Source organism: Streptomyces sp. NPDC037288, from assembly GCF_055603265.1.
In genome coordinates, this window is the sequence record NZ_JBVJVY010000011.1 from 35,904 (window position 1) to 59,841 (window position 23,938).

The 23,938-nt window shown below is 70.4% G+C and carries 25 protein-coding genes and 1 pseudogene; 5 read left to right on the forward strand and 21 right to left on the reverse strand.

Annotation, left to right across the window (positions count from 1 at the left end; genetic code table 11):
• The first annotated feature begins 46 nt into the window (after positions 1–46).
• The gene (locus ACZ7GZ_RS15545) at positions 47–397 is read left to right on the forward strand and encodes a hypothetical protein (protein WP_471024422.1); all 351 of its coding nucleotides are present in this window, start codon (positions 47–49) and stop codon (positions 395–397) included.
• A gap of 3 nt (positions 398–400) precedes the next feature.
• On the opposite strand, the gene ACZ7GZ_RS15550 is transcribed toward ACZ7GZ_RS15545, so the two are convergent.
• The 14 genes from ACZ7GZ_RS15550 to ACZ7GZ_RS15615 form a co-directional block, all read right to left on the reverse strand.
• Positions 401–1,021, reverse strand: a complete 621-nt coding sequence (locus ACZ7GZ_RS15550; protein ID WP_471024423.1) for an OmpA family protein — start codon at positions 1,019–1,021, stop codon at positions 401–403.
• Between the two features lie 10 nt (positions 1,022–1,031).
• Entirely contained in the window at positions 1,032–1,610 is a 579-nt protein-coding gene (locus tag ACZ7GZ_RS15555; RefSeq protein ID WP_471024424.1) for a hypothetical protein, read from the reverse strand.
• 19 nt (positions 1,611–1,629) lie between these two features.
• Positions 1,630–2,250 (reverse strand): pilus assembly protein TadG-related protein, encoded by a 621-nt coding sequence (locus ACZ7GZ_RS15560; protein ID WP_471024637.1) that lies wholly within the window; start codon positions 2,248–2,250, stop codon positions 1,630–1,632.
• Complete coding sequence (locus ACZ7GZ_RS15565; RefSeq protein ID WP_471024425.1) at positions 2,247–2,444, reverse strand: Flp family type IVb pilin; 198 nt, start codon at positions 2,442–2,444, stop codon at positions 2,247–2,249. The genes ACZ7GZ_RS15560 and ACZ7GZ_RS15565 overlap by 4 nt, the downstream gene beginning before the upstream one ends.
• Before the next feature lie 125 nt (positions 2,445–2,569).
• On the reverse strand, positions 2,570–3,322 hold the full coding sequence (locus tag ACZ7GZ_RS15570) for a response regulator (protein ID WP_471024427.1): 753 nt from the start codon (positions 3,320–3,322) through the stop codon (positions 2,570–2,572).
• A 13-nt stretch (positions 3,323–3,335) separates the two neighbouring features.
• The gene (locus tag ACZ7GZ_RS15575) at positions 3,336–4,679 is read right to left on the reverse strand and encodes a sensor histidine kinase (protein WP_471024638.1); all 1,344 of its coding nucleotides are present in this window, start codon (positions 4,677–4,679) and stop codon (positions 3,336–3,338) included.
• 79 nt (positions 4,680–4,758) lie between these two features.
• Positions 4,759–5,646 (reverse strand): DUF5936 domain-containing protein, encoded by an 888-nt coding sequence (locus ACZ7GZ_RS15580; protein ID WP_471024639.1) that lies wholly within the window; start codon positions 5,644–5,646, stop codon positions 4,759–4,761.
• 19 nt (positions 5,647–5,665) lie between these two features.
• The gene (locus ACZ7GZ_RS15585) at positions 5,666–6,610 is read right to left on the reverse strand and encodes a type II secretion system F family protein (RefSeq protein ID WP_471024428.1); all 945 of its coding nucleotides are present in this window, start codon (positions 6,608–6,610) and stop codon (positions 5,666–5,668) included.
• A gap of 6 nt (positions 6,611–6,616) precedes the next feature.
• The gene (locus tag ACZ7GZ_RS15590) at positions 6,617–7,954 is read right to left on the reverse strand and encodes a CpaF family protein (protein ID WP_471024430.1); all 1,338 of its coding nucleotides are present in this window, start codon (positions 7,952–7,954) and stop codon (positions 6,617–6,619) included.
• 16 nt (positions 7,955–7,970) lie between these two features.
• Positions 7,971–8,321, reverse strand: coding sequence for a TadE/TadG family type IV pilus assembly protein (locus ACZ7GZ_RS15595; RefSeq protein WP_471024432.1), 351 nt, complete (start codon positions 8,319–8,321; stop codon positions 7,971–7,973).
• 1 nt (position 8,322) lies between these two features.
• Positions 8,323–8,709 carry a TadE/TadG family type IV pilus assembly protein gene (locus ACZ7GZ_RS15600; protein ID WP_471024433.1) on the reverse strand — a complete coding sequence of 129 codons (387 nt, stop codon included), beginning with the start codon at positions 8,707–8,709 and terminating at the stop codon, positions 8,323–8,325.
• Positions 8,710–8,716: 7 nt separating this feature from the next.
• Entirely contained in the window at positions 8,717–9,949 is a 1,233-nt protein-coding gene (locus ACZ7GZ_RS15605) for a P-loop NTPase (protein ID WP_471024435.1), read from the reverse strand.
• A gap of 12 nt (positions 9,950–9,961) precedes the next feature.
• Positions 9,962–10,669, reverse strand: coding sequence for a Flp pilus assembly protein CpaB (gene cpaB / locus ACZ7GZ_RS15610; protein WP_471024437.1), 708 nt, complete (start codon positions 10,667–10,669; stop codon positions 9,962–9,964).
• Positions 10,670–10,727: 58 nt separating this feature from the next.
• A complete protein-coding gene (locus ACZ7GZ_RS15615; RefSeq protein ID WP_471024640.1) occupies positions 10,728–11,558 on the reverse strand; it encodes a hypothetical protein in 831 nt (276 codons plus the stop codon).
• A gap of 359 nt (positions 11,559–11,917) precedes the next feature.
• On the opposite strand from ACZ7GZ_RS15615, the gene ACZ7GZ_RS15620 reads away from it, so the two are divergent.
• On the forward strand, positions 11,918–13,633 hold the full coding sequence (locus ACZ7GZ_RS15620; RefSeq protein WP_471024439.1) for a chitinase: 1,716 nt from the start codon (positions 11,918–11,920) through the stop codon (positions 13,631–13,633).
• 85 nt (positions 13,634–13,718) lie between these two features.
• Here the strand turns inward: ACZ7GZ_RS15620 and ACZ7GZ_RS15625 are convergent, their stop codons facing one another.
• From ACZ7GZ_RS15625 to ACZ7GZ_RS15645, 5 genes are all read right to left on the reverse strand, one after another.
• Positions 13,719–14,294 carry a hypothetical protein gene (locus ACZ7GZ_RS15625; RefSeq protein WP_471024440.1) on the reverse strand — a complete coding sequence of 192 codons (576 nt, stop codon included), beginning with the start codon at positions 14,292–14,294 and terminating at the stop codon, positions 13,719–13,721.
• A gap of 91 nt (positions 14,295–14,385) precedes the next feature.
• Positions 14,386–15,873: a GntP family permease gene (locus tag ACZ7GZ_RS15630; protein ID WP_471024641.1), complete on the reverse strand. Its 1,488-nt coding sequence runs from the start codon at positions 15,871–15,873 to the stop codon at positions 14,386–14,388.
• A 138-nt stretch (positions 15,874–16,011) separates the two neighbouring features.
• Positions 16,012–16,422: a RidA family protein gene (locus tag ACZ7GZ_RS15635; protein WP_471024442.1), complete on the reverse strand. Its 411-nt coding sequence runs from the start codon at positions 16,420–16,422 to the stop codon at positions 16,012–16,014.
• Complete coding sequence (locus tag ACZ7GZ_RS15640; RefSeq protein WP_471024443.1) at positions 16,419–17,180, reverse strand: IclR family transcriptional regulator; 762 nt, start codon at positions 17,178–17,180, stop codon at positions 16,419–16,421. Before ACZ7GZ_RS15640 ends, ACZ7GZ_RS15635 begins: the two co-directional genes overlap by 4 nt.
• Complete coding sequence (locus ACZ7GZ_RS15645) at positions 17,177–18,229, reverse strand: sugar kinase (RefSeq protein ID WP_471024444.1); 1,053 nt, start codon at positions 18,227–18,229, stop codon at positions 17,177–17,179. Before ACZ7GZ_RS15645 ends, ACZ7GZ_RS15640 begins: the two co-directional genes overlap by 4 nt.
• A 166-nt stretch (positions 18,230–18,395) precedes the next feature.
• On the opposite strand from ACZ7GZ_RS15645, the gene ACZ7GZ_RS15650 reads away from it, so the two are divergent.
• A complete protein-coding gene (locus ACZ7GZ_RS15650) occupies positions 18,396–19,667 on the forward strand; it encodes an amino acid deaminase (RefSeq protein ID WP_471024446.1) in 1,272 nt (423 codons plus the stop codon).
• Between the two features lie 24 nt (positions 19,668–19,691).
• Complete coding sequence (locus ACZ7GZ_RS15655) at positions 19,692–21,314, forward strand: N-acyl-D-amino-acid deacylase family protein (protein WP_471024447.1); 1,623 nt, start codon at positions 19,692–19,694, stop codon at positions 21,312–21,314.
• 6 nt (positions 21,315–21,320) lie between these two features.
• Here ACZ7GZ_RS15655 and ACZ7GZ_RS15660 read toward each other — a convergent pair whose 3' ends face one another.
• Both ACZ7GZ_RS15660 and ACZ7GZ_RS15665 read right to left on the reverse strand, forming a co-directional pair.
• Positions 21,321–22,154: a trypsin-like serine peptidase gene (locus tag ACZ7GZ_RS15660; RefSeq protein WP_471024448.1), complete on the reverse strand. Its 834-nt coding sequence runs from the start codon at positions 22,152–22,154 to the stop codon at positions 21,321–21,323.
• A 313-nt stretch (positions 22,155–22,467) separates the two neighbouring features.
• Positions 22,468–22,634: pseudogene (locus tag ACZ7GZ_RS15665) on the reverse strand (IS982 family transposase); the annotation flags it as partial.
• Positions 22,635–22,743: 109 nt separating this feature from the next.
• Between ACZ7GZ_RS15665 and dnaN the strand changes: the two are divergent.
• On the forward strand, positions 22,744–23,883 hold the full coding sequence (gene dnaN / locus ACZ7GZ_RS15670; RefSeq protein ID WP_471024450.1) for a DNA polymerase III subunit beta: 1,140 nt from the start codon (positions 22,744–22,746) through the stop codon (positions 23,881–23,883).
• Positions 23,884–23,938 lie beyond the last annotated feature (55 nt).

Sequence of the window (23,938 nt, forward strand, 5' to 3'; positions counted from 1 at the left end):
CTGGGTCGAAGGCAAGACCCCCGCGCAGGTCGCGACACTCATGAATGTGACGCTTCCAGCGCGGGCCGCCGATCTCAGAGCCGCATACCAGCGAGGGTTCCAGGACGACGGCGTACTACTCGCCTTCACGCTGCCCAACGCCGACACCAAGGCATTCATTCGAAAGCTGCGTCCCGAGAGCCCCCTGCTGCATCGGAACACCCCTGTTACCTCGGGAAGGGAACAGTCGCCGACCACCCCCTTCGCCCACCTGGGCTTGAAGGAGCCGGAGACACTCGCCGATGTCAATGAAGGCCCGGTGTGCACCGTCTGTGACGGAAACTTGAACTGGCTGAACATCGCTGTGCATCCCATCAACGCTCAGCGCAACCAGGTGTACCTCAGCGGCGCCGTTTAGTTCTCAGGCCTGGGTCCGGGGGAACGACACCTCCACCCGGCGGTTCTTCCTCCGGCCCTCCTCCGTGGAGTTGTCGGCGATCGGGTACTGCTCGCCGTAGCCGCGGACCTCGAAGGTGATGTCCGGGTCGTTCAGGTCCTGGTCCAGGACGGCCTGTACGGCGTTGGCCCGCTGCCTGGACAGGATGTCGCCGTGGGCGGAGGAACCGAGGTCGTCCGTGAAGCCGAAGACGCGGACCTGGGTCGCGTTCTGCTTCTTGATCTCCTCGGCGATGGTGGCGATCCGGGCCTTCGCCTCGTCGCCGAGCTTGGCACTGTCCTTGCCGAAGAGGACCTCGGCCTGGAGTGCGAAGGTGACGTCGGCGTTGGTGTCCTCGCGGCGCTCGTCCCCGCTCTGGTCCTCGACGACCGACTTGATGTCCAGCACCTTGGGCGCGGCGAGGGTGGCGCCCTCGGGCAGCTTGAGGTCGGGGTCGGTGGGGTCGATTCTGACGGGGGCGGTGGCGGACGGTGCGGTGCCGGGGGGCTGACTCGGGTCCGTGCCGCCGGCGTGGGCCGGGGTGGCGGTGAGGAGGAGGGCGGCGGCGAGGGCGAAGGTGGCGACGGGGAGGCGGGTGGGGGTCACTTTGGCCTCATCAGGAGATCTTGATGGTGGCAGAGGAGAACGTCGGCAGCTGGAAGTCCACCTCGGCGGTGTTCGCGGGAGGGGAAGGGAACTGCATGAACACCGCCAGGGTGTCTCCGGCCTTGAGTGCGGAGAAGCCGGTGGTGGTCAGCGGCCGGCCCTCGGTGTCGCGCAGCACGTAGTACCGCTTCTTGCCCTGCGGATCGACCAGCGTGGCGCCGCCGAAGGACTTGCCGTTCTTGATGATCTCTGTTTCGTTTCCGCTCAGCGCGGAGGGAATCACCACGGTCTGAGCCCCGTCGTTCTTCAGGGTGCCGTTGACCGTCACGAAGCCGCCCGCATCACGTTGAGCGGAGGCGATCTGGAACAGCAGACCGTCGGTACCCTTCAGTTCGGCCAGCGGCTGGTCCGACTGCCCCTCCTGCGCGCTTGGCGCGGAACCACTTGTCCTGGAAGCCGACGCTGAACCGTCCGGCTTCTTGTCGTCTCCGCCGCTTCCACCACAACCGGCCACGCCCATGGCCAGACCAGCCGCAACGGTCAATGCGACCATCCCCCTGCGGGCCTTCGCAGTGAACCGAATGCTCATCGCTCCGCTTCCTTCGTCATCATTGATCGTTCGCTGGTGAGTCGGCCAGGTGGACGTCGAAGAGGTCTTCAGGCTTCGGGAGTCCTGCGGTGTCGTCCGGCTTCAGACGCCAGACCTTGCCGCCCCTGCAGGTGAGTTCGGGCAGCTCATCACCCTTGGCACCCTCATCGGGGAGCTTGAACTCGCAGAGGCGTTGGACCTCGGCGACGGCGGAAGCCGTGGACTTGTGGTTCTCACTGCCGGGTACGACAGATCGGCCGACGTCCTTGTTCGTCTGCACGTCCACCCGGTACTTCAGCAAGCCCGACGGAGAGCAGTTGTTCAGCGAGGCGTCGTTCAGTACCGCGAGCTGGCCGGCCTGTCGACATGGCTTGTCGGGGTCGTCGAGCGGCATCCTGCCGTCGAAGACGTTCTGCCACTTCGTGGGGTCGCGTAGCACCTTGCGCCACTCATCCGTGAGTTGGTGACGCTCGTCCTGGGCCGCCGCGAGCGCTGCCGCATCCGCCGCTGTCTGGGCCCCGCTCCGGTTCACCGACGCCTGTCCGACGGCGAGGTAGGCCAATGCAAGAAAGAGCAGGCCCGCCACCACCGTGAGGTATATGGGGAAGGCCTGCCCAGCGTCGCTACCTGGAGGAATCAGCCGCCGGTCACCTCGGTGATCTTGTTGGTGATCGCATCGAAGATCGTCTGACCGATACTCGTCCCGGTGATCGCCAACACGATCGCCACCACCACCGCGATGATGCCGAGGTACTCCACCGCGGTCTGACCCCTGTCGCTGCGAGCAACACGGGCCTGCAGATACGCGACGGTGGTGTTGAACCAGTTGCTCATGGTGGTCCCCTCCGGGTTCGCCTCCGATCCGGAAAACGTATGCCCGGCGGTGGCACCCGTCAGAGGGCCCCAGGACCCAACCCCGGACCCATTCACGGCCCTTGCCGCTCCCCCGCGCCCCCACCTCAGACCACCCCCAGCCACTTCGCGGCCGCCTGTGACCGGGTGGTGGTCTGGAGTTTGGCGAAGATGCGGTTGATGTGGTTCTTGACCGTCTTCTCGGAGATGAAGCAGGCGGCGGCGATCTGCTGGTTGGTCATGCCGGACGCGATGAGGTCCATGATCTCCGCCTCCCTCGTACTCAGCCGGAAACGCGAACGGAACGACTCTCCCACAGGGGATTGCAGTTGCGAAAGGGTTTGACTCCAGTTTTCCGCCAGAATGTCCGGCACTTGAGAATCTGTGTGTGCAGGTGCACTTATCCGTAAGGTCGCCAGCAACGCCTTCGCCGCCCCCGGTGTCACATGCGGCCGGCCCTCCCTGACATCCCGCACCGCCCGCACCAACTGCTCCGTCGTGAACTCGCCGTGCACCAGGTATCCCCCCGCGCCCAGCCGCAACGCCTCCCGCACGGTCTCCGTCTCGTGGCTGTAGGTGAGCATCATGACCGGCGCCAGCCGCACCAGGTGCGGCAATGCCGAGATTCCGTCGACTCGGGGCATCCGGACGTCGAGGAGGATCACGTCGGGGCGGTGTCGCAGGGCCGCCTCGTAGGCCTCGCGGCCGTCCGCGGCCTCCGCCACGACCGTGGTGTCCCCGCGGTCCGAGAGCAGGGCCGTCAGGCCCGCCCGGACCACCGGGTTGTCGTCGGCCACCAACAGCCGCAGCGGCGGAGGCGGCGGCGCGGGGGGATCCGGCCACGGGTGACTGTGCTGCATGGTCTGCCTCCTCTCAGGGGTTCCGGGGGGATGGACCGGGGCAGTGCGGGGCCGGTAGGGGGACTTCCACGCGGACCTCCGTGCCCCGTTCACGGCCGCCCCGGCCGATACGGATCCGGGCGCCCGCCTGCGCGGCCCGTTCCACCATGCCGAGCAGGCCGAAGTGGCCACGCTCACGGAGTCGTTCGAGCGTCGTACCGGGCGGGAGGCCGTGGCCGTCGTCGTGGATCGTCAGGCGCAGTACGTTGCCGTACACCGCCGCGTGGACGTCGACGCGGGTCGCGCCCGCGTGGCGGTGGGCGTTCTCCAGCGCTTCCGTGGCGATGGAGAAGAGGTCGCGGGCCACGGGTGCGGGCAACGAGGGAAGTGCGGGATCCGCATCCGGGGTGTCCGGCGGATTCGGCCAGGAGCAGGTGACCCGGAGGCCCGTGCGCCGTGCGAAGTCGCGGGTGAATGTGGTCAGCTCCGCCCAGAGGGCCGTCTCCCCCGGCGCGTCCGGGCGCTCCCGTCGCAGGTCCGCCAGCAGTTCCCTCGACTCCGCCGCCGCCCTGCGCGCCGAGCGGGAGACCAGTTCCGCCTGTTCCCTGATGCGGGCCGGATCGGGGGCCTCGGCCGAGGCCGTCGCCGCCAGGCCGTCCGCCGCGAGGGCCACGCCGTAGAGGGTCTTGGCCACGGAGTCGTGCATCTCGCGGGCCAGCCGGGCGCGTTCCGCGCTCACCGCCTCCGCCGCGGCCAGGCGTGCCCGGACCGTCGTCAGGGCCTGGGTCGCCGCACCGAAACGGAGCATCAGGTTGCGCAGGGTCGAGCCCATGGCCCCGGCGATGACGCACAGGCCGGGCAGGAGCAACGCCTCGGCGACCGGCGCGTGGCGGTCGGCCTTCAGGGTGGCGTGGACCAGCAGCAGGATCAGGGACTGGAGGGAGGCGAAGAACGCCGCGCCGCGCCAGCTGTAGACGAGGCCTGCCAGAAGCGGGGTGCAGACGCTGACGTAGGCCAGGGTGGTGTCCGGGCCGGCCGAGATCAGCAGGAACGAGCCGAAGAGGGTGTCGGCGGCCAGGAGGCTGGGGTGGCGCAGGAGGAGGGGGCCGAAGCGTTCCCAGTCGCGGAAGAGGACGTAGGACACCATGAAGGTGATGACGACGGCCGCGCCGACCAGGCGGACGCCCAGGCCGGGGGCCGCGTTGAGCAGGGCGGCGGGGGCGGCCACGGCGATCATGGCCAGGCGGAAGCCGAAGACCTGCCGGCACATCGCCTGCAGCGCGCTGACCTGGATCTTCTCCGAGGGTTCGGCAGAAGCGGTGGCGGGATGCGTCGTACCTGCGGTCGGCCTCCGGCGCCGTGACAACCAGCCCGTCATCCCCTTCAGCCGGCTCAGGCGGCCCTCGAAGGCCGAGTTCCCTCCACGCCCCGTCCACCCCATCACCGTCACGTCCGCCTCACTTCCCCGTGAGGGATCCGAAGTCCACTCCGGAGCCGAGGATCAGGCCCGCGCCCAGCAGGAGCATCGTGGCCGGGACCATGAAGGTGGTGATCATCAGCGTTGCCTTGGGCACCGCGCGGGCGGCCTTGCGGCGGGCGTTCTGCGCGTCGGTCCGACGCATGTCCTTCGCCAGGGAGACCAGCGTGTCCACGATGGGCGCGCCGAGTTCCTCCCCCTGCTGCAGTGCCGTCACGAACATCGCCACCTGTTCCGAGTCGTTGCGCCGCCTCAGTTCCGCGAAGGCCTGGCGGCGGCTCATGCCCAGGTCCATCTGGCGGAGCGTGATGCGCAGTTCGTCCGCCCAGGGGCCCTCGTAGCGGGAGGCCACCCGGTCCAGGGCCTGGCGGAAGCCGAGCCCCGCGCTGACCACCACCGCCAGCACGTCCAGGAAGTCCGGCAGGGTGCGCTCGATGACGTCCTTGCGGACCCGGATCGCCGACCAGATGCCGACCTCCGTCCAGAACGCCCCGAACAACAGCAGGAGTACGGCCACGAACCACTGGCCGCGCAGCAGGAAGACCAGGAAACCGACGGATCCGAGCGCGCCGTAGACCGCGCGGCGGGCCGCGTAGCGGTCGATGGTCAGGCCTCCGGGGTTGCCGGCGAGGTCGATCTTGCGGCGGTACCTGGCGACCAGGCGCGGGCCCATCAGGCGCAGCACGGCGGGGGCGTAGCGCATGCCCATCCGGTCGATGACCGAGCCCACGGCGCCGGTGCGGGTGGCGCCGACCTCCAGGGCCACCGCCAGGTCCCCGGGGAGTTTCGCGTCCGCGCGGTACATGCGGATGCCCGCGAAGGCGCCCCAGACGCCGAGGCCCGTCAGCAGTGCCAGCAGGAATCCCACCATCAGGCCTGCCCTCCCCTCACACGTCGATCCGGCTCAGGCGCCGGATGAGGACGAAACCGACCGCGTACATCCCGAAGGCGATGAGTACGCAGGCCTGGCCGACCGGTGAGCCGGTCATACGGGCCAGCGCGCCGTCCTTGACGCCGTTCATCAGGAAGAGCGCGCCGACGCCCAGGACGGGGACGGCGTACGACGTCATCGTCACCTGACTCAGCTGGGTGCGGATCTCACGCCGGGTCTCCTTGCGTTCCTCCAGGGTCTCGGTGAGGTTCCGCAGGGCGGACACGACCTGGCCGCCGGCGCGGTTCGAGAGGACCAGGGTGGTGACCAGGACGACCAGCTCGCGGGACGGGAGGCGGTCGGCCAGCTCACCGAGCGCGTCGTCGAGGGACTGGCCGATGGCCAGTTGGTCGGCCACCTTGCCCAGTTCCTCGCCCGCCGGGGCCTCCAGTTCCTCCGCCGCCATGCCGATCGCGGTGCGCAGGGCCAGGCCTGCCTGGGTGGCGTTGGCCAGGATGCGGGCCAGTTCGGGGAGTTGGTTGATGAAGCGCTCGATGCGTTTCTGACGCTGCCAGTTGAGGAACTGGACCGCCGCCCAGATGCCGAGCAGGCCGGCGAGCGGGCCGAAGAAGGGGGCCAGGGTGGCCTGGCCGATCAGCCAGAGCGCGGCGACCGTGGCGAGCATGTGGACGAAGAACTCGCCCGGGGTGACGTCCAGACCGGTCGCCGCCAGGCGCAGCTCCAGCCAGCGGCCGACGCGGGTACGGCGCAGCCGCCGGTCGAGGTCGCGGAAGCGGCGCCTGCGGCCGGTCCCCGGGACCGGACCGGTGTGGGTGAGCCGGTCCACGAGGGCGGCGCGCTGGGCCCGGCCCGAGGCGTAGGCGTGCACGCCGGCCACCGCCAGTGCGCAGGTCAGCAGTGTCACGCCGGTGGTGAGCTGGACGAGGGTGTGGAGTTCCATGGGGGCCTACCTGGCTTCTCGGGTGGCGAGCTGGTCCGCGGAGTGGGCGACTCCGAAGGCCTGCGGGATGGGCTGGCTCGCCATGTAGAGGCGGTCGGCGGTGCGGCGGGGCAGCGGGAAGTACTGGAAGGCGCCGTACACGCGGCCGTCCGGGGTCATGGGCCGGGCGTCGAACCGGGCCGCGGTCGCGAGCCGGTACGGCTCGCCGCCGTGGCTGTCGAGGAGGGCGATCTCGGTGATCCGGCGGGCCCCGTCGGCGAACCGGGTGAGCTGGACGATGACGTCGACCGCACTGTTGATCTGGTCGTGCAGCGCGACGAAGGGGACCTCGACGTCGGACATGGAGGCGAGGGTCTGGAGCCGGGTGAGCGCGTCCTCCGCGCTGTTCGCGTGCACCGTCGCGAGCGATCCGTCGTGCCCCGTCGACATCGCCTGGAGCATGTCGAGGGACTCGCCGCCGCGGACCTCGCCGACCACGATCCGGTCCGGGCGCATCCGCAGCGAGTTGCGGACCAGGTCGCGGATGGTGACCTGCCCCTTGCCCTCGACGTTCGGCGGCCGGGACTCCAGACGGACCACGTGCGTCTGCTGGAGCTGGAGTTCGGCGGAGTCCTCGATGGTGATGATGCGCTCGTGGGAGGGGATCAGCCCGGAGAGGGCGTTCAGCAGGGTCGTCTTCCCGGTGCCCGTGGCGCCCGACACGATGACGTTGAACTTCGCCTGCACCAGCCCCGCCAGCAGATACACCATGTGCTCGTCCAGCGAGCCGAAGGAGACCAGCTCCTGCAGGGTGAAGGAGCGCGGGAAGCGGCGGATGGTCAGGATCGGGCCGGTGAGCGACAGCGGCGGGATGATGACGTTGACGCGCTCGCCGGAGGGCAGGCGGGCGTCCACCATCGGGTTCGACTCGTCGACCCTGCGGTTCACCGTCGAGACGATCCGCTCGATGGTCTGCATCAGCTGGTCGGCGGAGACGAAGCGGAGCGGCAGCTGCTCCACGCGGCCGCCTCGTTCGACGAAGATCGCGTCGGGGCCGTTCACCATGATCTCGGTGATCGACGCGTCCTCCAGCAACGGCTCCAGGATGCCCAGGCCCAGCGCCTCGTCCACGACCCGGCGGATCAGCTGCGAGCGCTCGGCCGTGGAGAGCACCGGGCCCTCACGGCTGATGATGTGCCCGAGCACCCGCTCAAGGCGCGCCCGGCGTTCGGCCGCCGCGAGCGAACTCATCTCCGCGAGGTCGATCTCCTCCAGCAGCTTGGCCCGGTAGGAGGCGACCAGATGCCCGTCCTCACCCCGGCTGCCGTGCTCCTCCGGAGTGCTGATGCGTGCCCGCAGGCTCATGTCGGCATCTCCTCGCCTAGTGGTCGAGCGGCATGGTGGCGGACTTGACGGCGCGGCCGAAATCCCAGCCGGGGACGATCCGGGGGATGTCCACGGTGGCGGTGACGGTGACCGTGCCGGCGCCCTTGGCGTCGCCGCACGACACCCTGAGCGGCCCGCTGACGGCCTCCGCGCAGGCCTGCGTGTACGACTGCCCGAGCGAAGCCGCCCGCGCCCCGGCCCTGGCCGCCGTACCGGCCTGCTCGGCGGCGTAGGCGATCGCCCCGATCTGGATGCCCGCCATGGCCACGATCAGGAGGACCGGGACGAACCCGAGGTACTCGATGGCCACCTGGCCCGCGTCCCGTCGTCTGCGCCGGTACGACATCTCAGTCCTTCACCTCCTCGACGGCTCCGGCGTGGCCGTGCACGGTGGCGGGGAAGGAGATCAGTCCGGGAAACAGGACCGGGACCGTGAGCGAGACGTCGGCCGTGACATACCCGGACCGACTGCAGTCCACCGACGCGTCCCCCTTCCACGCTCCCGACAGGTGCTTGATCGCCGCCGCCGAGCAGGCCGCCTGCCGTGCGTCACCCCGCGGCGCCGCCGTCCCGGCCCGTACCCCTTCGTCCGCAGCGTTCCCGGCCAGCGTGAAGGTGTATCCCACCAGTACGGCCTGCCACACGAGCACCAGGGTCAGAATGATCAGCGGGGTCATGCCCAGGAACTCGATGCTCACCTGTCCCCGGTCCCCGCCCGGCCTTCTCCTTCTCATGGAGCGCTCACTCCTTCCGCCGCCGGAATCCGGCCGAGCCCCGCCCGCTTCCGCGATGCGTCCCCTCGGCCGCCTTCACCAGTCCCAGCTCTCCGGCGAGCGCCCACAGCGCCTGCTTCACCGTGCTCCTGCCGTCCAGCTCGTGCAGCCGTCCCGCGTCCACCACCCCCTGCAGCTCCTTGAAGTTGGCGGGGACGGCGGTACGCGCCAGAGCGGTCCCGGTGATGCGCTGCACCAGCGCCGGCTGGATCTCCGTGCTGCGCGTGTGCCGGTTGACGACCGCCGTGGTCTCCTCGGCCTTGCGGATCTGCAGCCGGTCCCACATCCGTACCGTCCGCTTGGCCGCCCGTACGGAGATCACGTCCGGGGTGGTCACCAGCAGCGCGGTGTCGGCCATCTCCACCGCCGCCGCACCCGCACCGCTCAACTGGGCTCCGCAGTCCACCACGACCACCTCGTAGCGGGAGCGCAGCGCGCTGACGATCTGGCGGGCGGCGCGGTCGGTGACCTCCTCGCCGCGTTCGCCCTCGGCGGGGGCGAGGAGCAGGGCGAGCCCGGTGTCGTGGCGGAAGACGGCGTCGGCGAGGACGCGTGGCGAGATGTCGGTGATGGTGGCGAGGTCGACCACGGACCGGCGGAACTGGATGTCCAGGTAGGAGGCGATGTCACCGGTCTGCAGGTCCAGGTCGACCAGGGCGGTCGCCCGCCCGGAGGCCTGCGCGGCGAGGGCCAGCTGGATGGCCGCCAGCGTCGCTCCCACGCCCCCCTTGGCACCGCTGACCGTGACGACCGTGCCGCCGACTCCGCCGAAGACGTCCGCGCTGTGGCCCAGGTGGCGGCGTACCCCCGTCGACCACTGGGCGACGGCCTGGACGCGGCTGGCGAGTTCCTCGTACGACAGCGGGAGGGCGACCAGGCCGCGGGCGCCGGAGTCCATCGCGGCGGAGAACAGGCCGGGGCTCGTGTCGGTGGTGACGAGGATGACGCCGACGGCGGGGAAGCGGAGCGCGACCTCGCGGATCAGTTCCAGGGCCGGGACCGGGCCGATCCGCTCATGGACGACGACGACCTCGGGCAGTTCGTCCACGGACTCGGCGGCGAGCCGGGCCAGGGTGTCGACGAGCTGGGTGGAGTCGCCGACCGGTGGCTGCGGCTCGGCGTCCGGGAGCTGGCTGAGCAGAGTGGTGAGGGAGCGTACGGCGTCCGGGTCGGCTCCGGCCGGAAGGATCCTGGTAGGCATGCGGGCCGCCTCTCACTTGTCCGTCGCGAGTTCGTAGGTGCGGTCCTTGTCCGGGACGCTGGTCTCGCTGCCGGGGGCCACCAGCGCGAGCCGGACGCGCTGGGCGAACGACTCGGCGTAGGTGATGCGCTGGGCGTCGAGGGTGGACAGCGCGAAGGTGATGGGGACGGCCTGGCTGGGCTGCTGCTGGTTCTTGCTCTGGTCCGGGTCGAGGGCGGTGATCTGGCCGACGTCGAGGACCCGGGCGTCGGTGACGATGATCTTCGACTGGTCCGGGTCGCCCTCCTTCTTTCCCGCGAAGGTGGCGAACACGTTGACGTGCGATCCCGGAGTGATCTTCCCGGCCACGCCCGTCGCCGCGTCGATCATGATGGCGACCTCCTGCTGTCCGGGCTGGAGGGCGGGCTGGTCGACGATCATGTCGCTCTGGAGCAGTGAGCCCGCGCGCAGGGTGGTGACGGCGATCTTGCCCTGGATCTGCCGCAGGTCGGTGACCGCGTTCCCGGACAGCCAGCGCTTCGGCATCGTGGTCTTCTCGAACTGACCGGCGTCCAGCGCGGTGTACGGCTTCACGTCGGACCGGACCCGGTAGGCGGTGACCTCGGGTCCGACCTTGGAGTTCACGTCGTGGACGACGGAGAGCACGCCGGCGAACGCGCCGAGAGCGCACAGGACCGACAGGATCAGGAGTATCACGCCGCGGCGCTGACGGGAGTTCATGAGCCGTGCAACCTCATTGGGGGAATCGGTCGAGCGGGGTGTGGACTGGCGGAGCTGGTCAGGCGGACGTGCGCTGTTCCAGGGCGCGGGGTGCGGCGGGTTCGTAGCCGGGCGGGGTGGCGGAGCAGAAGACACAGCGGTCGCCGATGACGTCCAGGCCGCACCAGTGGCAGCCGGCCTGCCGGACCGACGTGACGAGTTGATACAGAACGGACAGGTCGGCGAGGTAGCTGCAGAACTCGGTGATCCGGGCCGTCCCCCACCACGCCGCGGACTCGGCGGGCAGGGGGACCTCGCGCAGACCGTGCACGCTCCACTGCCCGGCGAGTCCGGCGACCCAGTCGCCCTGCATCTGCCGCGCCTTGGCGACGAGCATCCAGGTGTTGAACTCGGGCCCCTTGAGGGTGACGCCTGGCACGACCTTGACCAGCTGCGGCTCCGGATGGGCGAGTACGGCGAACTGACTGCCGGGCATCCAGGACTTGGCGTGCGCCTTCAGCCCGACCGGCACCCGGTCCAGCTTGGCGACGGAGCCCAGGACGGCTCCGGCGTGGACGTAGTGGGTGAGCAGCCGCCCGGCGGAGGCGAGGACACCCGGGCTCAGGTCGCAGGAGGCGAGCTGGCGGAGCTGACGGGCGAGCACGGCGACGCCGAGGGGCGGCAGTTCGGGCCGGAAGAGGGCGATGCGGTCGCTCTCCAGCAGCGAGCGCAGGGTGTGCAGGCGCCGTACGACGGGTTCGGGAGTGGCGGCCGAGCAGACGACGACGACATAGCCGTACTGCTCGGTCAGGGCGTGCAGTTCGGTGAGCGCCTGCTCCAGTGGCCGCTGGTCGAGGCCGCTGAGCACGACGGCCGGCATGGTCCGTTCGTCCTGCGCCGGCAGCGCCATGTCGGCACTGGTCACGGCGATGGCAGTTGGCACGCGCAGCTCCCCGCTCTTCACACCCGCCGGCCCACCGGGGTAACTCCCGTGTGCCAGGACGACTTCACTGCGTGACTACCTGAGCACTGTATCCACGGCCCTATGGCCGGAGAACAGCGTTTGTGAAGCTCGCGTGGAACTTCCCGGTCACAACTCCGGCCAAATCCGGGCAGCTTGAGCGGATACCCGGAAACAGTTTTGGTCTGAACCTCTTGACACCCAGATTGGTCTGGACCAACTTGTAGCCCAACGGTGGCCACCGCCCTTCTCCCCTTCCCCAGGCTCCCTCGCGCGCCGAACTCGACGACTTCCCCACGGAGGCCCCAGTGGACCATGCACCAGGCATACCCAGACCCCGCGGACGCCGAATCACCCTGTGGTCCGCCGCCACGGCCCTGGCCCTCTCCGCAGCGGGCCTCGCCGCCGCCCCGGCCACCGCGGCGGACGTCGACAACGTCAGGAACGCGGGCTTCGAGTCGGGCCTCGCCGACTGGACGTGCACGGCGGGCAGCGGTACGGCCGTCTCGTCCCCGGTGCACAGCGGAACCGCCGCCCTGAAGGCGACCCCGGCCGGCCAGGACGACGCCCGGTGCACCCAGACGGTCGCGGTCAAGCCCGGCTCGACGTACACGCTGAGCGCATGGGTGCAGGGCGGCTACTCCTACCTGGGCGTGACGGGCACGGGCACGACGGACGTGTCCACGTGGACGCCGGACACCTCTACCTGGAAGCAGCTGTCGACGACGTTCACGACGGGCGCGTCGACGACATCCGTCACGATCTACACGCACGGCTGGTACGGCCAGGCGCCCTACTATGCCGACGACGTCTCGGTCTACGGCCCCGACGGCGGCGGAGGCGGCGACCCGGCGCCCACGGTCCCCTCGGCTCCCACCGGCCTGACGGTCTCGGGTACGACCTCCTCCTCGGCTTCCCTTTCCTGGTCCCCGGTGTCCGGCGCGACGGGCTACAGCGTCTACCAGGACGGCACGAAGGTGACGGCGGTGTCCGGCACTTCTGCGACGGTGACCGGCCTGTCGCCCTCGACCTCGTACTACTTCCAGGTGACGGCGACGAACGCGGCGGGCGAGTCGGCGAAGTCGGCGTCGGTGACGGGCACGACGGCCTCCGGCGGCAGCAGTGGTGGTGGCGGCTCCCTGCCCAAGCACGCGGTGACCGGCTACTGGCAGAACTTCAACAACGGCGCCACGGTCCAGAAGCTGTCAAACGTCCCGTCGTCGTACGACATCATCGCGGTCGCCTTCGCGGACGCCACCTCGACGCCGGGCGCGGTGACCTTCAACCTGGACTCGTCCGGCCTCGGCGGCTACACGGCCGACCAGTTCAAGGCGGACATCAAGGCGAAGCAGGCGGCCGGCAAGAAGGTCGTCATCTCGATCGGCGGCCAGAACGGCACGGTGTCGATCAGCGACTCGGCCTCGGCGGCGAACTTCGCGAACTCCGTGTACGGGTTGATGCAGACGTACGGCTTCGACGGCGTGGACATCGACCTGGAGAACGGCCTGAACGCCACCTACATGACGCAGGCACTGCGCGCCCTGTCCGCAAAGGCCGGCTCTTCTCTCGTCATCACGATGGCCCCGCAGACGATCGACATGCAGTCGACGTCGAACTCCTACTTCCAGACGGCCCTGAACGTCAAGGACATCCTCACGGTCGTCAACATGCAGTACTACAACAGCGGTTCGATGCTGGGCTGCGACGGCAAGGTCTACAGCCAGGGCTCGGTCGACTTCCTCACCGCCCTCGCCTGCATCCAGCTCCAGGGCGGCCTCGCCCCGTCCCAGGTGGGCCTCGGCCTCCCGGCCTCGACCAGCGCGGCGGGCAGCGGCTACGTCTCACCGTCCGTGGTGAACAACGCCCTGGACTGCCTGACGGCCGGCACCCACTGCGGCACGTTCAAGCCGTCGAAGACCTATCCGGACCTGCGGGGCGCGATGACCTGGTCGACGAACTGGGACGCGTCGGCGGGGAACGCGTGGTCGAACGCGGTGGGGGCGCACGTGCATGCACTGCCGTAGCCAGTCCGGTTCTGATGTTGCGCGCGTTCCGCCCGCCCGGTCGAGACCAGGGCGGGCGGAACGCCCGTAGGAACAGCGCAAGCCCCTACGCGGACCCTTCGACCGCGGAGTCCTCGAAGTACGCGTCCATGACCGCGTCCAACTGCTCGTCCCACTCCTTGAAGCGGGACTTCGACGTCGCCTCGATCTCGATCGGGTACCAGCGGCGGTCCGGGGTGTGGACGGTCACCGTGAAGCGCTTGCCGAAGCGGGGGGACTCCGTCTCGACCGCGGCGATCTCGTCCCAGCGGAACTCGCAGGCCTCCTCGTCCAGCCGGAGGCGGACGCCCTTGTGGTCGGCCACGATCTTCGCGCGGCGGTCGGAGGCCTCGAAGACCGGACCGCCGGAGGCCGGTTCGTCGGTCTCCGCGGGTTCCGGGGTGTCCTCGGAACCCGACAGGACGTCCGGCGTCACCGAGTCCTCCGGGTGGCCCGGGGCCTCGGCGTCCCGCCGCTCCGGCTCGGCGTCCTGCCGCTCCGGATCGGCGTCCGCCGGCTTCGCCTGCGCCGGGGCCGTGATGCCGGGGATGAACGCCGGGTCGAAACCGGCGCCCGTCACGGGCTCGGCCTTCAACGGCTCACCCTTGGACGGCTTGCTGCTCGCTCCTATGCGCTGCTCCACGGCGGCAGTATGGACGACTTCCCTGTGCCGGAACCAGTCAGCCCGCTCATCCCGTGCTTCACTCACGTCACACTCACACGCACACCCACCCTCACACGAACACACTCACCGCCGCCGCCACCGCGAATCCCGCCACCGACAGCACCGACTCCAGGACCGTCCACGTCCGCAGGGTGTCGCGTTCGCTGATGCCGAAGTACTTGGCCACCATCCAGAAGCCGCCGTCGTTGACGTGCGAGGCGAAGATCGAGCCTGCGGAGATGGCGATGATGACCAGGGCCACGAAGGGCTGGGAGTGGTGGTCCTCCGCCAGAAGGGGAGCCACGATGCCCGCCGTCGTCACGATCGCGACCGTCGCCGAGCCCTGGGCGACCCGCAGGACCAGGGAGATCAGGTACGACAGGGCGATCACCGGCAGGCCCACGCCGTGGAAGGTGTCCGACAGCGCCTGCGCCACCCCGCTCGCCTTCAGTACGGCGCCGAAGATCCCGCCCGCGCCGACCACCAGCAGGATGTTGCCGACCGGCTTGAGCGAGGAAGTCGACACCGTCTCCAGGGACTTGCGGGACCAGCCCCGGCGGATTCCCAGGAGGTGGGAGGCGAGGAGGAGGGCCAGGGTCAGGGCCACGAACGGGTTGCCGAAGAACTCCAGGACCGAGCGGGCGGGGGACGGGTCGAGGGCGACCGAGGAGAAGGTGGCCGCGAGGATGAGGATCAGGGGTGTGCCGATGATGACCAGGACCGTGGCGAGCGGTACCGGGTGCTCCCGGGCTGTCACCCCCTGGGCTCGCTGCTCCGCCACGACCGCCCGCCTCGCCTCCTCCGCCGCCTCGACCATGTCCTGCGGTACGGCGACGAAGATCCGCTGTCCGATCCAGGCGGAGTAGGCCCAGGCGGCCAGTACGGCCGGGATGCCGCAGACGACGCCCATGAGGATGATCCAGCCGAGCTGGACGTGCAGCAGGCCCGCGGCGGCGACCGGGCCGGGGTGCGGGGGCAGGAAGGCATGGGTCATGGAGAGGCCGGCGAGCAGCGGGAGGCAGTAGAGGAGGATCGACTTGCCGCCGCGCTTGGCGGCCGCGTAGACGAGCGGCGCCAGGACGAAGATGCCCACGTCGAAGAAGACCGGGATGCCGAAGATCAGGCCGGTCAGGCCCATGGCCAGCGGGGCGCGGCGTTCACCGGACAGCCCCAGCAGGCGGGCCGTCAGAACCTCTGCGGCGCCGCTGACTTCCAGGATCGCGCCGAGCATCGTACCGAGGCCGATGATGATCGCGACGTGGCCGAGGATGCCGCCCATGCCGGACTCGACGGTGGAGACGGCGTCGGAGCGCTGGACGGTGCCGAAGAGTTCGGTGACCGAGAGGCCGGCCAGCAGGCCCACGGCTGTGGAGACGGCAAGGAGCGCTACGAAGGGCTGCAGCCGGACCTTGATGATCAGGAAGAGGAGGAGGGCTATGCCGAGGGCGGCGACGGTGAGGAGGCCGGGAGTGCCGTCGAGGAGGAGGAGCAGGCCTCCGGTGTGGGGTGGCGGGGCGGTGGGCGCGGTTGCGGCGAGCAGGGTGAGCGGGAAGGACATACGGGGGTCCTCTTCGTCCATGCATGGGGATTTCCGGCAGGGGGGATCGCGGTACGGCGGCCCGGGGGGTGGGCGTGGGGGCCGCCGTACCGTCGACGCAGGTGCGGGAGGTGCGGGAGGTGAGGGGTCGTCAGGGGCTCAGCCGAGTACGGCGAGCGCGTCGGTCTCGATGAGGAGGCCGGCCGGGAGACCGACGTAGACCGTGGTCCGGGCGGCGGGCGGCTGGGTGAGGCCCTGCTCCTCGAAGTAGGTGTTGTAGATGTCGTTCATCTCCGCGAAGTGGTCCACGTCCGTCAGATAGACGCGGATCATCATCACGTCGTCCCAGCTCGCGCCGCCCTCTTCGAGGATCGCCTTGACGTTGGCGAGGGTCTGGAGGGTCTGCTCGCGCAAGGTGGGGCCGGCCGGGGTCGGGGGCTTGCCCTCTTCGGCGGGCAGGAAGCCGACCTGGCCGGCGACCTGGAGGATGTTGCCCTTCCTCACGCCGTGGGAGAACCGGGCGGGCGGGGTGGTGTGCGTCTTCGGGGTGAGCGCGGTCTTGTCCGTCATTCAGGGTCCCTTACTGGAGTTCTGCCGGAGTACTCGCCGCTGATCGCGTCCGCGGTACGGCGGACCTGCGGGAGCAGGGTGAGGAGGTCCTCGGCGGTGACGACCACGTTCGGCGCGGACACCGACATGGCGGCGACCACCCGGCCGTCGGCGCCGCGGATCGGGGCGGCGACGCAGTTGATGGACTCCTCGTGGCCACCGAGGTCGGTGGCCCACCCCTGTTCGCGCACTGTGGCCAGTTCCCTGAGGAATGCCTCGGCGTTCGGGGTCGAACGGGCCGTGTAGTGGGGGTAGTCGAGCTTGTCCGCGACGGCGCGGCGCTCGTGCTCGGGGAGGTCGGCGAGGAGGAGTTTCGCGACGGCCGCGACCGTGATGGCGACGGGCTTGCCGATCCGCGAGTACATGCGGACGGGGTAGCGGCTCTCCACCTTGTCGATGTAGAGGACCTCGTTCTCCTCGTAGACGGCGAGGTGCACGGTGTGGCCGCAGGTCTCGTTCAGCCGTACGAGGTGGGGGTGGGCGATCTCGCGGATGTCGAGGTTCTCCATCGCCTCCTGGGCGAGGGCGAAGAGGCGGGCGCCGAGGCGGTAGCGCTGGTCGGACTGGCGGTAGACCAGGCCGTGCTCGTGCAGGGTGCGCAGGAGGCGCAGTGCCGTTGATTTGTGCACGCCCAGGCGGTCGGCGACCTGGCCGAGGTCGGCGGGGCCCTCTGCGAGCAGCGGCAGGATGCTCAGGGCGCGGTCGACGGTCTGGCTCATGGGGTGTTCGCCTCCTCCTCGTCCCACTCGGCCTGGGTCCAGCCGGGGGCGAGTCGAAGTCTCCCCCATGCGGTGTCGTCCAGGGCGGTCAGGCGGTCGGCGTGGTCCCGGGCGGGCGGGGTGGCCAGGTCGGCGGGGGTGGTGAGGGTCGCGGCGGCGAAGAGGTGGCCGTATCTCAGCCGCGTCTTGAGGGGCAGGCCGCGCAGGGTGCCGGAGAGGAATCCCGCGGCGAAGGCGTCGCCCGCACCGACGTGGGCGACGACGTCGACCTTCGGTGCGCGGACGAACGTCGCGGTGCCGTCGGCGTCCTCCATGCCGTCGCTGTTCCTGTCGAAGGCGGTTGCTCCGCCCTTTCCCTGCTTGACGACGACGGTCGCCGGTCCGGGCAGCGCTTCGGCAACGGCTCGCCCGCCGTGCAGTCCCCAGGCCTCGCGTGCCTCGTCGTCGCCCACGAACACGAGGTCCGCGCGTCGCGCCAGTTCCAGCAGCGCGCGCGGCCCGTCAGGGGTGTGGCGCCACAGCGCGGGCCGGTAGTTGACGTCGAAGGAGACCAGGGGGCGGCCGGGACGGGGTGCCGTCAGCGCGTACATCAGCTCCAGGCACTCAGCGGAGAGTGCCGCCGTGATCCCCGACAGATGCAGCACCCGTCCCGCCCGCACCGCCACCAGGTCCACGTCGGCCACGGACATCGCCGACGCCGCCGAACCGGCCCGGTAGTACGCCACCTCGTGCGCACCGGTGCCGCGGTCGCCGGCCGTGCGGAAGTACACCCCGGTGGGCCGGAACGGGTCCCGGCGCACGGACGAGACGTCGACGCCGTACCCGGCGATCCGCTCCACCAGGTGGTCGCCGAAACCGTCCGCGCCGACCCGGCCGACCCAGCGGGCGGTGTGGCCGGCGGCGGCCAGCAGGCAGGCCACGTTGGACTCGGCGCCGCCGATCGCGCGGTGGAAGCAGGGCACGTCCGCGAGGCGGCCCGGCCGGCCGGGCAGGAAGGTGACCATGGACTCGCCGAGCGCCACGACGTCCACGGTCGCCACAAGGCCCACGCGGTCGTGCGCAACGGGCGAGACGTAAGCAGCGTCGTTGATGATGACTCCTGTCCGATGACCGGGTGGCGGCTCCGTTGACCCGGTGTCGGCGAGATGCTAGACACCCGTCAGCAGTACATGCAATGACCGTTGCAGGTAGTGCAACGGTCGAGAGAGGGGCTCCATGAGCACCGAAGCGCTCGCCCGGCTGGCCGAGGACCGCCTCGACCACCGCTTCAAGGGCCTCCCGCCGGACGCCGACGGCCTCACCGTCGGCGAGCTGGCCGCCCAGCGCCGCAACCTCTTCACGGACGGCTTCCCCACCCCCGTCCTCGTCCTCTCCGCCGAGCGGCTCGCGCACAACCTGGCGCTCATGCAGACGTACACCGCCCGGCACGGCCTCGCCTTCGCCCCGCACGGCAAGACCTCCATGGCTCCGCAGCTCTTCCACCGCCAGATCGAGCACGGCGCCTGGGGCATCACGCTCGCGATGCCGCACCAGGTCCGCGTCGCCCGGGCGTTCGGCGTCCAGCGGGTCTTTCTCGCCAACGAGCTGGTGGACGCCCCGGCGCTTGGGTGGATCGCCGCGGAACTCGCCGCCGACCCCGGCTTCCGGTTCGTCTGCTACGTCGACTCCGTGCGCGGCGTCGAGCTGATGGACACCGCCCTGCGCGACGGCGGCGGCACCCGTCCCGTGGACGTCGTGGTCGAGCTGGGTGCGGGCGACAGGGCCCGGACCGGTGTGCGCACGGAGGCGGAGGCGCAGGCCGTCGCCGCTGCGGTGGCCCGGACCGGGACGCTGCGGCTCGTGGGTGTGGCGGGCTACGAGGGCGAGGTGCCGCGGGCGGACCCGGAGCGCGTGCGGGCGTATCTGCGGCGGCTGGTGGCGCTCGCCGTGGAGCTCGACAAGGGCGGACGGTTCGGGAAGGCCGAGGAGATCATCGTCAGCGCGGGCGGCAGCGCCTGGTTCGACGCGGTGTCCGACGTCCTCGCCGAGCTCCCCGGGCTGTCCGCGCCCGTGCTGAAGCTGCTGCGTTCGGGGGCGTACGTCTCGCACGACGACGGGCACTACCGCAGGCTCACCCCTTTCACCCGCGTGCCCGAGGAGGGCGCCCTGGAGCCCGCCTTCCGGCTGTGGGCGCAGGTCGTCTCCCGGCCCACCCCCGAGCAGGCCTTCGCCAACGCGGGCAAGCGCGACGCCGCCCACGACCTGGACCTGCCCACCGCGCAGGTGGTACGCCGGAACGGTGTCGAGCGACCGGCCGCCGGCATCACCGTGTCCGGCCTGTCCGATCAGCACACCTGGCTGCGCACGGAACCGGGCGCGGACATCGAGGCGGGCGACTGGATCGGCCTCGGTCTGTCCCACCCGTGCACGTCCTTCGACAAGTGGCAGCTGATCCCGGTGGCCGAGGCGGACGGGACGGTCGTCGACTACATCCGTACGTTCTTCTAGGAGCCGGTGAGAGGGAGGCGGGACATGGAGGACCTGGTCATCCGGGACGCCGACGTCGTCGACGGCAGCGGCGAGGCGTCGTACCGGGCCGACGTGGTGATCGACGGCGGCCGGATCGTCTCGATCGTCAAGGAGGCCGCCGCGGCCGGCTGCCAGCGCCCGTGCGCCGTGCGGGAGCTGGACGCCGAGGGCCTGGTCCTCTCCCCCGGCTTCATCGACATGCACGCCCACTCCGACCTCGCCCTGCTGCGCGATCCCGACCACGGCGCGAAGGCGGCGCAGGGGGTCACGCTGGAGGTCATCGGCCAGGACGGGCTGTCGTACGCGCCGGTGGACGACCGCACCCTGGAGGAGGTGCGGCGGGCGATCACCGGGTGGAACGGGTACGGCGAGGACATCGACTTCGACTGGCGGTCGACCGGCGAGTACCTGGACCGGCTCGACCGGGGGATCGCCGTCAACGCCGCGTACCTCATCCCCCAGGGAACCGTCCGCGCCCTCGTCGTCGGCTGGGAGGACCGCCCGGCCACCCCCGAAGAGCTGGACCGGATGCGGCAGTCGGTCGCGGAGGGACTGGAGCAGGGCGCGGTCGGGCTCTCCTCCGGGCTCACCTACACGCCCGGCATGTACGCCCCGGACGCGGAACTGACCGACCTGTGCCGGGTGGTGGCGTCGTACGGCGGCTACTACTGCCCGCACCACCGCTCCTACGGCGCCGGTGCCCTGGAGGCGTACGCCGAGATGGTCGCCCTCACCCGGGAGGCCGGCTGTCCGCTCCACCTGGCCCACGCCACGATGAACTTCGCCGTGAACGAGGGCCGGGCGCCGCAGCTGCTGACCCTGCTGGACCAGGCCCTGGACGCGGGCGCGGACATCACCCTCGACACCTATCCCTACACGCCCGGCTGCACCACCCTGGCCGCGCTGCTGCCGGGCTGGGCGGGCGAGGGCGGTCCGGAGAGGATCCTGGCGCGGCTCACCGACCCGGCGACGGCCGCGCGGATCCGGCACGACCTGGAGGTGACCGGCTCGGACGGCTGCCACGGCGTGCCCGTGGAGTGGGAGACGATCGAGATCTCCGGGGTCACGGACGCGGTCACCGATCCGGCGCTCGGCGACCTCGTGGGCCGTACCGTCCGGGAGGCGGCCGAGATGCGCGGCGAAGCCCCCTGGGACACGGCCCGCCGCCTCCTGATCGAGGACCGGCTCGGTACGACGGTCCTCCAGCACGTCGGCCACGAGGACAACGTCCGCACGATCATGCGGCACCGCACGCACACGGGCGGCTCCGACGGCATCCTGCGGGGCGACAAGCCGCACCCGCGCGCCTACGGCACCTTCCCGCGCTATCTCGGCCACTACGTACGGGAGTTGGGAATCCTCTCGTTGGAGGAGTGCGTCGCCCACCTCACGTCCCGGCCCGCGGCCCGGCTGCGACTGCCGGACCGCGGGCTGGTGCGCGAGGGGTACCGGGCCGACCTGGTGCTGTTCGACCCGCGGACGGTGGCGCCCGGCGCGACCTTCGCCGCGCCGCGCACGCTTCCCACGGGGATCCCGCACGTCCTCGTCGACGGCCGGTTCGTCATCGAGGACGGGAAGCGGACGGACGTGCTCGCGGGCCGGTCCGTCCGCCGTACGCCGGTGTGAGCGCCCTTACGGCTTCGGCAGGGTGCAGCCGGCCGCGCCGAGGTCGAGCTTGTTGCCGGTGGTGAAGCAGGCCGGGATGTCGTACGTCTCCTCGGCGTAGTTGATCCCCTTGCGGACGGTGACGTTGCCGCTCTCGTCGACCTCGCAGGGGTTGTTCTCGGTGCAGCGCTCGCCGTCCTCGTTGCCGGTGTTGTTGACGGCGACGACCTTGCCGGTGGCGGTGTCGATCACCGGGGAACCCGAGGTGCCGCCGATCGTGTTGCAGGAGGAGGTGTAACGGACCGAGTCCTTCCAGGTCCAGTCGCCCTCCTTCAGCCGGTACACGAACCCGTCGACGTTGCAGCTGTAGGTGCGCTTCCAGTAACCGGAGACGACCTTGATGGCGGTGCCGGCGGCCGGGTGCGTGTCCTGCACGGTGAGCGGGGAGATGCCGTACGAGTTCTTGATCGCCGCGTAGGTGGTGGTGGTGCGGTAGATCGTGACGTCCGTGTCCGTCATGGTCGAGTAGACGACCTGGTTGGCGCGGAGGGTGGCGACCTTGCCGCCGTTGGCGTTGAGCAGGCCGAAGCTACGGCTGGAGGACTGGCCGGTGATGACCTCGCCGGGCTCGGGGAAGCCGGTCTCCAGGCAGTGGCCGTTGGTCAGCACGAGCGCCGGGTCGGTGTCCGCGGAGTTGGGGAAGCGGATGACCGAGCCGGAGCAGTTGCTGAGCGAGACGGTGCCGGCGAAGTTCACCGTGACCGCGGGGGCCTTGGCGGCGTGCGGCGCGGCGACCGCGGGGGTGGCGCCCAGCCCGGCCAGGGCCAGGGAGGAGAGTGCGGCAAGGAGAGGCTTGTTCATGTGGGGGTCCCCTCTGACGACTTGGGCGGCCGGACATCTTCCGGCCCCCCTACTTGTCATGCGCATTCTCAGTGCTGGGCGGGGTGCGAACAAGGAACGGCGTCAGGTCATAGGGGTTTCCCTGTGCCTAGGCCCCATGCAACTCCGTTACTTCTCGGGTGCTTTGGTGACAACAGCCCCGAACCGGGCGAGACCCTTGACGACTTGACCTCGACGTCGATGTCGTCCGGGACGACGATCCCGGTGCCGCCCCACAGGGCGACGGCCCGGATCACGGTCTCCTGCGCGGCGAAGCGGGCCTCGGTCAGATCGAGCCGGCCGCCGCCTGCGTCATCGCGAGCGTGACCAGCTCGGCGTCGGTCAGCTGCGGCACGGTCCCTGCCATGGGCCGCCATGGCGTGAGATGCGGCGACTCCTTCAGCAGGGCGTCGGTTTGGCATGGAGCGCGGTCGCGAGGGGGCCCAAGTCGGGCGCCGCCACCAGACCGTGGGCCTTCTCGCCCTGTGCGGGCCGGGACGGGCCGAGCGTTGTCAGTGGTGACATATAGCGTGCGTGGACCGACTGGTGCGACGCGACGGGGGATGTACGGATGGAGTTCCAGATCGAGCGCGGCGCTCTCGCCGAGGCCGTGGGCTGGGCGGCAAGGTCGTTGCCCGCACGTTCGCCTGTACCTGTCCTGGGCGGCTTGATGCTGGACGCGGCGGAGGGACGGCTGCGTATCTCGGGCTTCGACTACGAGGCGTCCGCGACCATCGAGGTCCCGGCGGAGACGCCGACAGCCGGTCGGGTGCTCGTGCTCGGGCGCAGACTGCTGGACATCTGCCGGGTATTGCCCGATGCGATGGTGGCGTGCGCGCTGGAAGGAACACGCTTCACGATGGAAGGGGGCGGTACGCGCTTTGGGCTGTCGACCTTGCCCACGCAGGAGTATCCGGCCCTTCCCGAGCTTCCCGACTTTCGCGGAACGTTGGATGCGGCGGAGTTCGCGGCGGCGGTCGCACAGGTCGTGGTAGCCGCCAGCCGTGACGACTTCCTCCCGGTGCTCACGGGGATCCAGCTCCGGCTGGATGGCGAGTCCATGACGTTGGCCGCTACGGACCGATACCGGTATGCCGTGCGTATGGTGCCGTGGAAGCCGGAGGGGGCGGTTTCCGACGCGGTGGAGGTGGTGGTTCCCGGCCGCAGGCTGACCGAGATCTCCCGGGCACTGGCGAAGTCGGGGCTGATCCGCATCGGGCTGAACGGCACGGGTGGCTCGGGTGGTGGCTTGATCGCCTTCGAGGGAACCGGGATGCGTACGACACTGCGGTTGCTGGAGGGGCGGCTGCCGCGCTACGACACGTTGTTCACACTGGACAGCCCGGCAGTCGCGGTCACACAGCGGGAGGCGCTCGCCGACGCGGTCCGCCGTGTCGCGGTCGTCGCGGAGCCGAACAGCCCGGTCCGGCTCGACTTCTCCACCCGGGGAACCGTCCTCCTGCAAGCGGGGTACGGAGACGACATCGCTTCGCAGCAGCTCGCGGCTACGTTGGCCGACGCCGATGACATGGCGGTCGCCTTCAACCCCGCGTACTTGCTGGACGCCCTCAACTCCTTCAACGCCTCCCAAGTGCGCCTTGAACTTCTGGGCCCCGGCCAGCGGGCACTACTCAGTGGCGTACCGGACGAGGATGACGCGGCACACGAAGACCACCGGCACCTACTCATTTCCGTACGGCAACTGAGCTGACGAACCCCCGGAGCGACCCCTTGGAACAGATCTAGGCGGTTGGACCGGCCACCGA

Coding starts and splice junctions, on each gene's coding strand:
- ACZ7GZ_RS15635 (WP_471024442.1), bottom strand. CDS start 16,422: ATGACGGACAAGACCGCGCTCACCCCGAAGACGCACACCACCCCGCCC.
- ACZ7GZ_RS15555 (WP_471024424.1), bottom strand. CDS start 1,610: ATGAGCATTCGGTTCACTGCGAAGGCCCGCAGGGGGATGGTCGCATTG.
- ACZ7GZ_RS15660 (WP_471024448.1), bottom strand. CDS start 22,154: ATGAACAAGCCTCTCCTTGCCGCACTCTCCTCCCTGGCCCTGGCCGGG.
- ACZ7GZ_RS15585 (WP_471024428.1), bottom strand. CDS start 6,610: ATGGAACTCCACACCCTCGTCCAGCTCACCACCGGCGTGACACTGCTG.
- ACZ7GZ_RS15570 (WP_471024427.1), bottom strand. CDS start 3,322: ATGCAGCACAGTCACCCGTGGCCGGATCCCCCCGCGCCGCCGCCTCCG.
- cpaB (WP_471024437.1), bottom strand. CDS start 10,669: ATGAACTCCCGTCAGCGCCGCGGCGTGATACTCCTGATCCTGTCGGTC.
- ACZ7GZ_RS15630 (WP_471024641.1), bottom strand. CDS start 15,873: ATGTCCTTCCCGCTCACCCTGCTCGCCGCAACCGCGCCCACCGCCCCG.
- ACZ7GZ_RS15655 (WP_471024447.1), top strand. CDS start 19,692: ATGGAGGACCTGGTCATCCGGGACGCCGACGTCGTCGACGGCAGCGGC.
- ACZ7GZ_RS15615 (WP_471024640.1), bottom strand. CDS start 11,558: ATGGCGCTGCCGGCGCAGGACGAACGGACCATGCCGGCCGTCGTGCTC.
- ACZ7GZ_RS15650 (WP_471024446.1), top strand. CDS start 18,396: ATGAGCACCGAAGCGCTCGCCCGGCTGGCCGAGGACCGCCTCGACCAC.
- ACZ7GZ_RS15640 (WP_471024443.1), bottom strand. CDS start 17,180: ATGAGCCAGACCGTCGACCGCGCCCTGAGCATCCTGCCGCTGCTCGCA.
- ACZ7GZ_RS15600 (WP_471024433.1), bottom strand. CDS start 8,709: ATGAGAAGGAGAAGGCCGGGCGGGGACCGGGGACAGGTGAGCATCGAG.
- dnaN (WP_471024450.1), top strand. CDS start 22,744: ATGGAGTTCCAGATCGAGCGCGGCGCTCTCGCCGAGGCCGTGGGCTGG.
- ACZ7GZ_RS15605 (WP_471024435.1), bottom strand. CDS start 9,949: ATGCCTACCAGGATCCTTCCGGCCGGAGCCGACCCGGACGCCGTACGC.
- ACZ7GZ_RS15565 (WP_471024425.1), bottom strand. CDS start 2,444: ATGAGCAACTGGTTCAACACCACCGTCGCGTATCTGCAGGCCCGTGTT.
- ACZ7GZ_RS15590 (WP_471024430.1), bottom strand. CDS start 7,954: ATGAGCCTGCGGGCACGCATCAGCACTCCGGAGGAGCACGGCAGCCGG.
- ACZ7GZ_RS15595 (WP_471024432.1), bottom strand. CDS start 8,321: ATGTCGTACCGGCGCAGACGACGGGACGCGGGCCAGGTGGCCATCGAG.
- ACZ7GZ_RS15575 (WP_471024638.1), bottom strand. CDS start 4,679: ATGACGGGCTGGTTGTCACGGCGCCGGAGGCCGACCGCAGGTACGACG.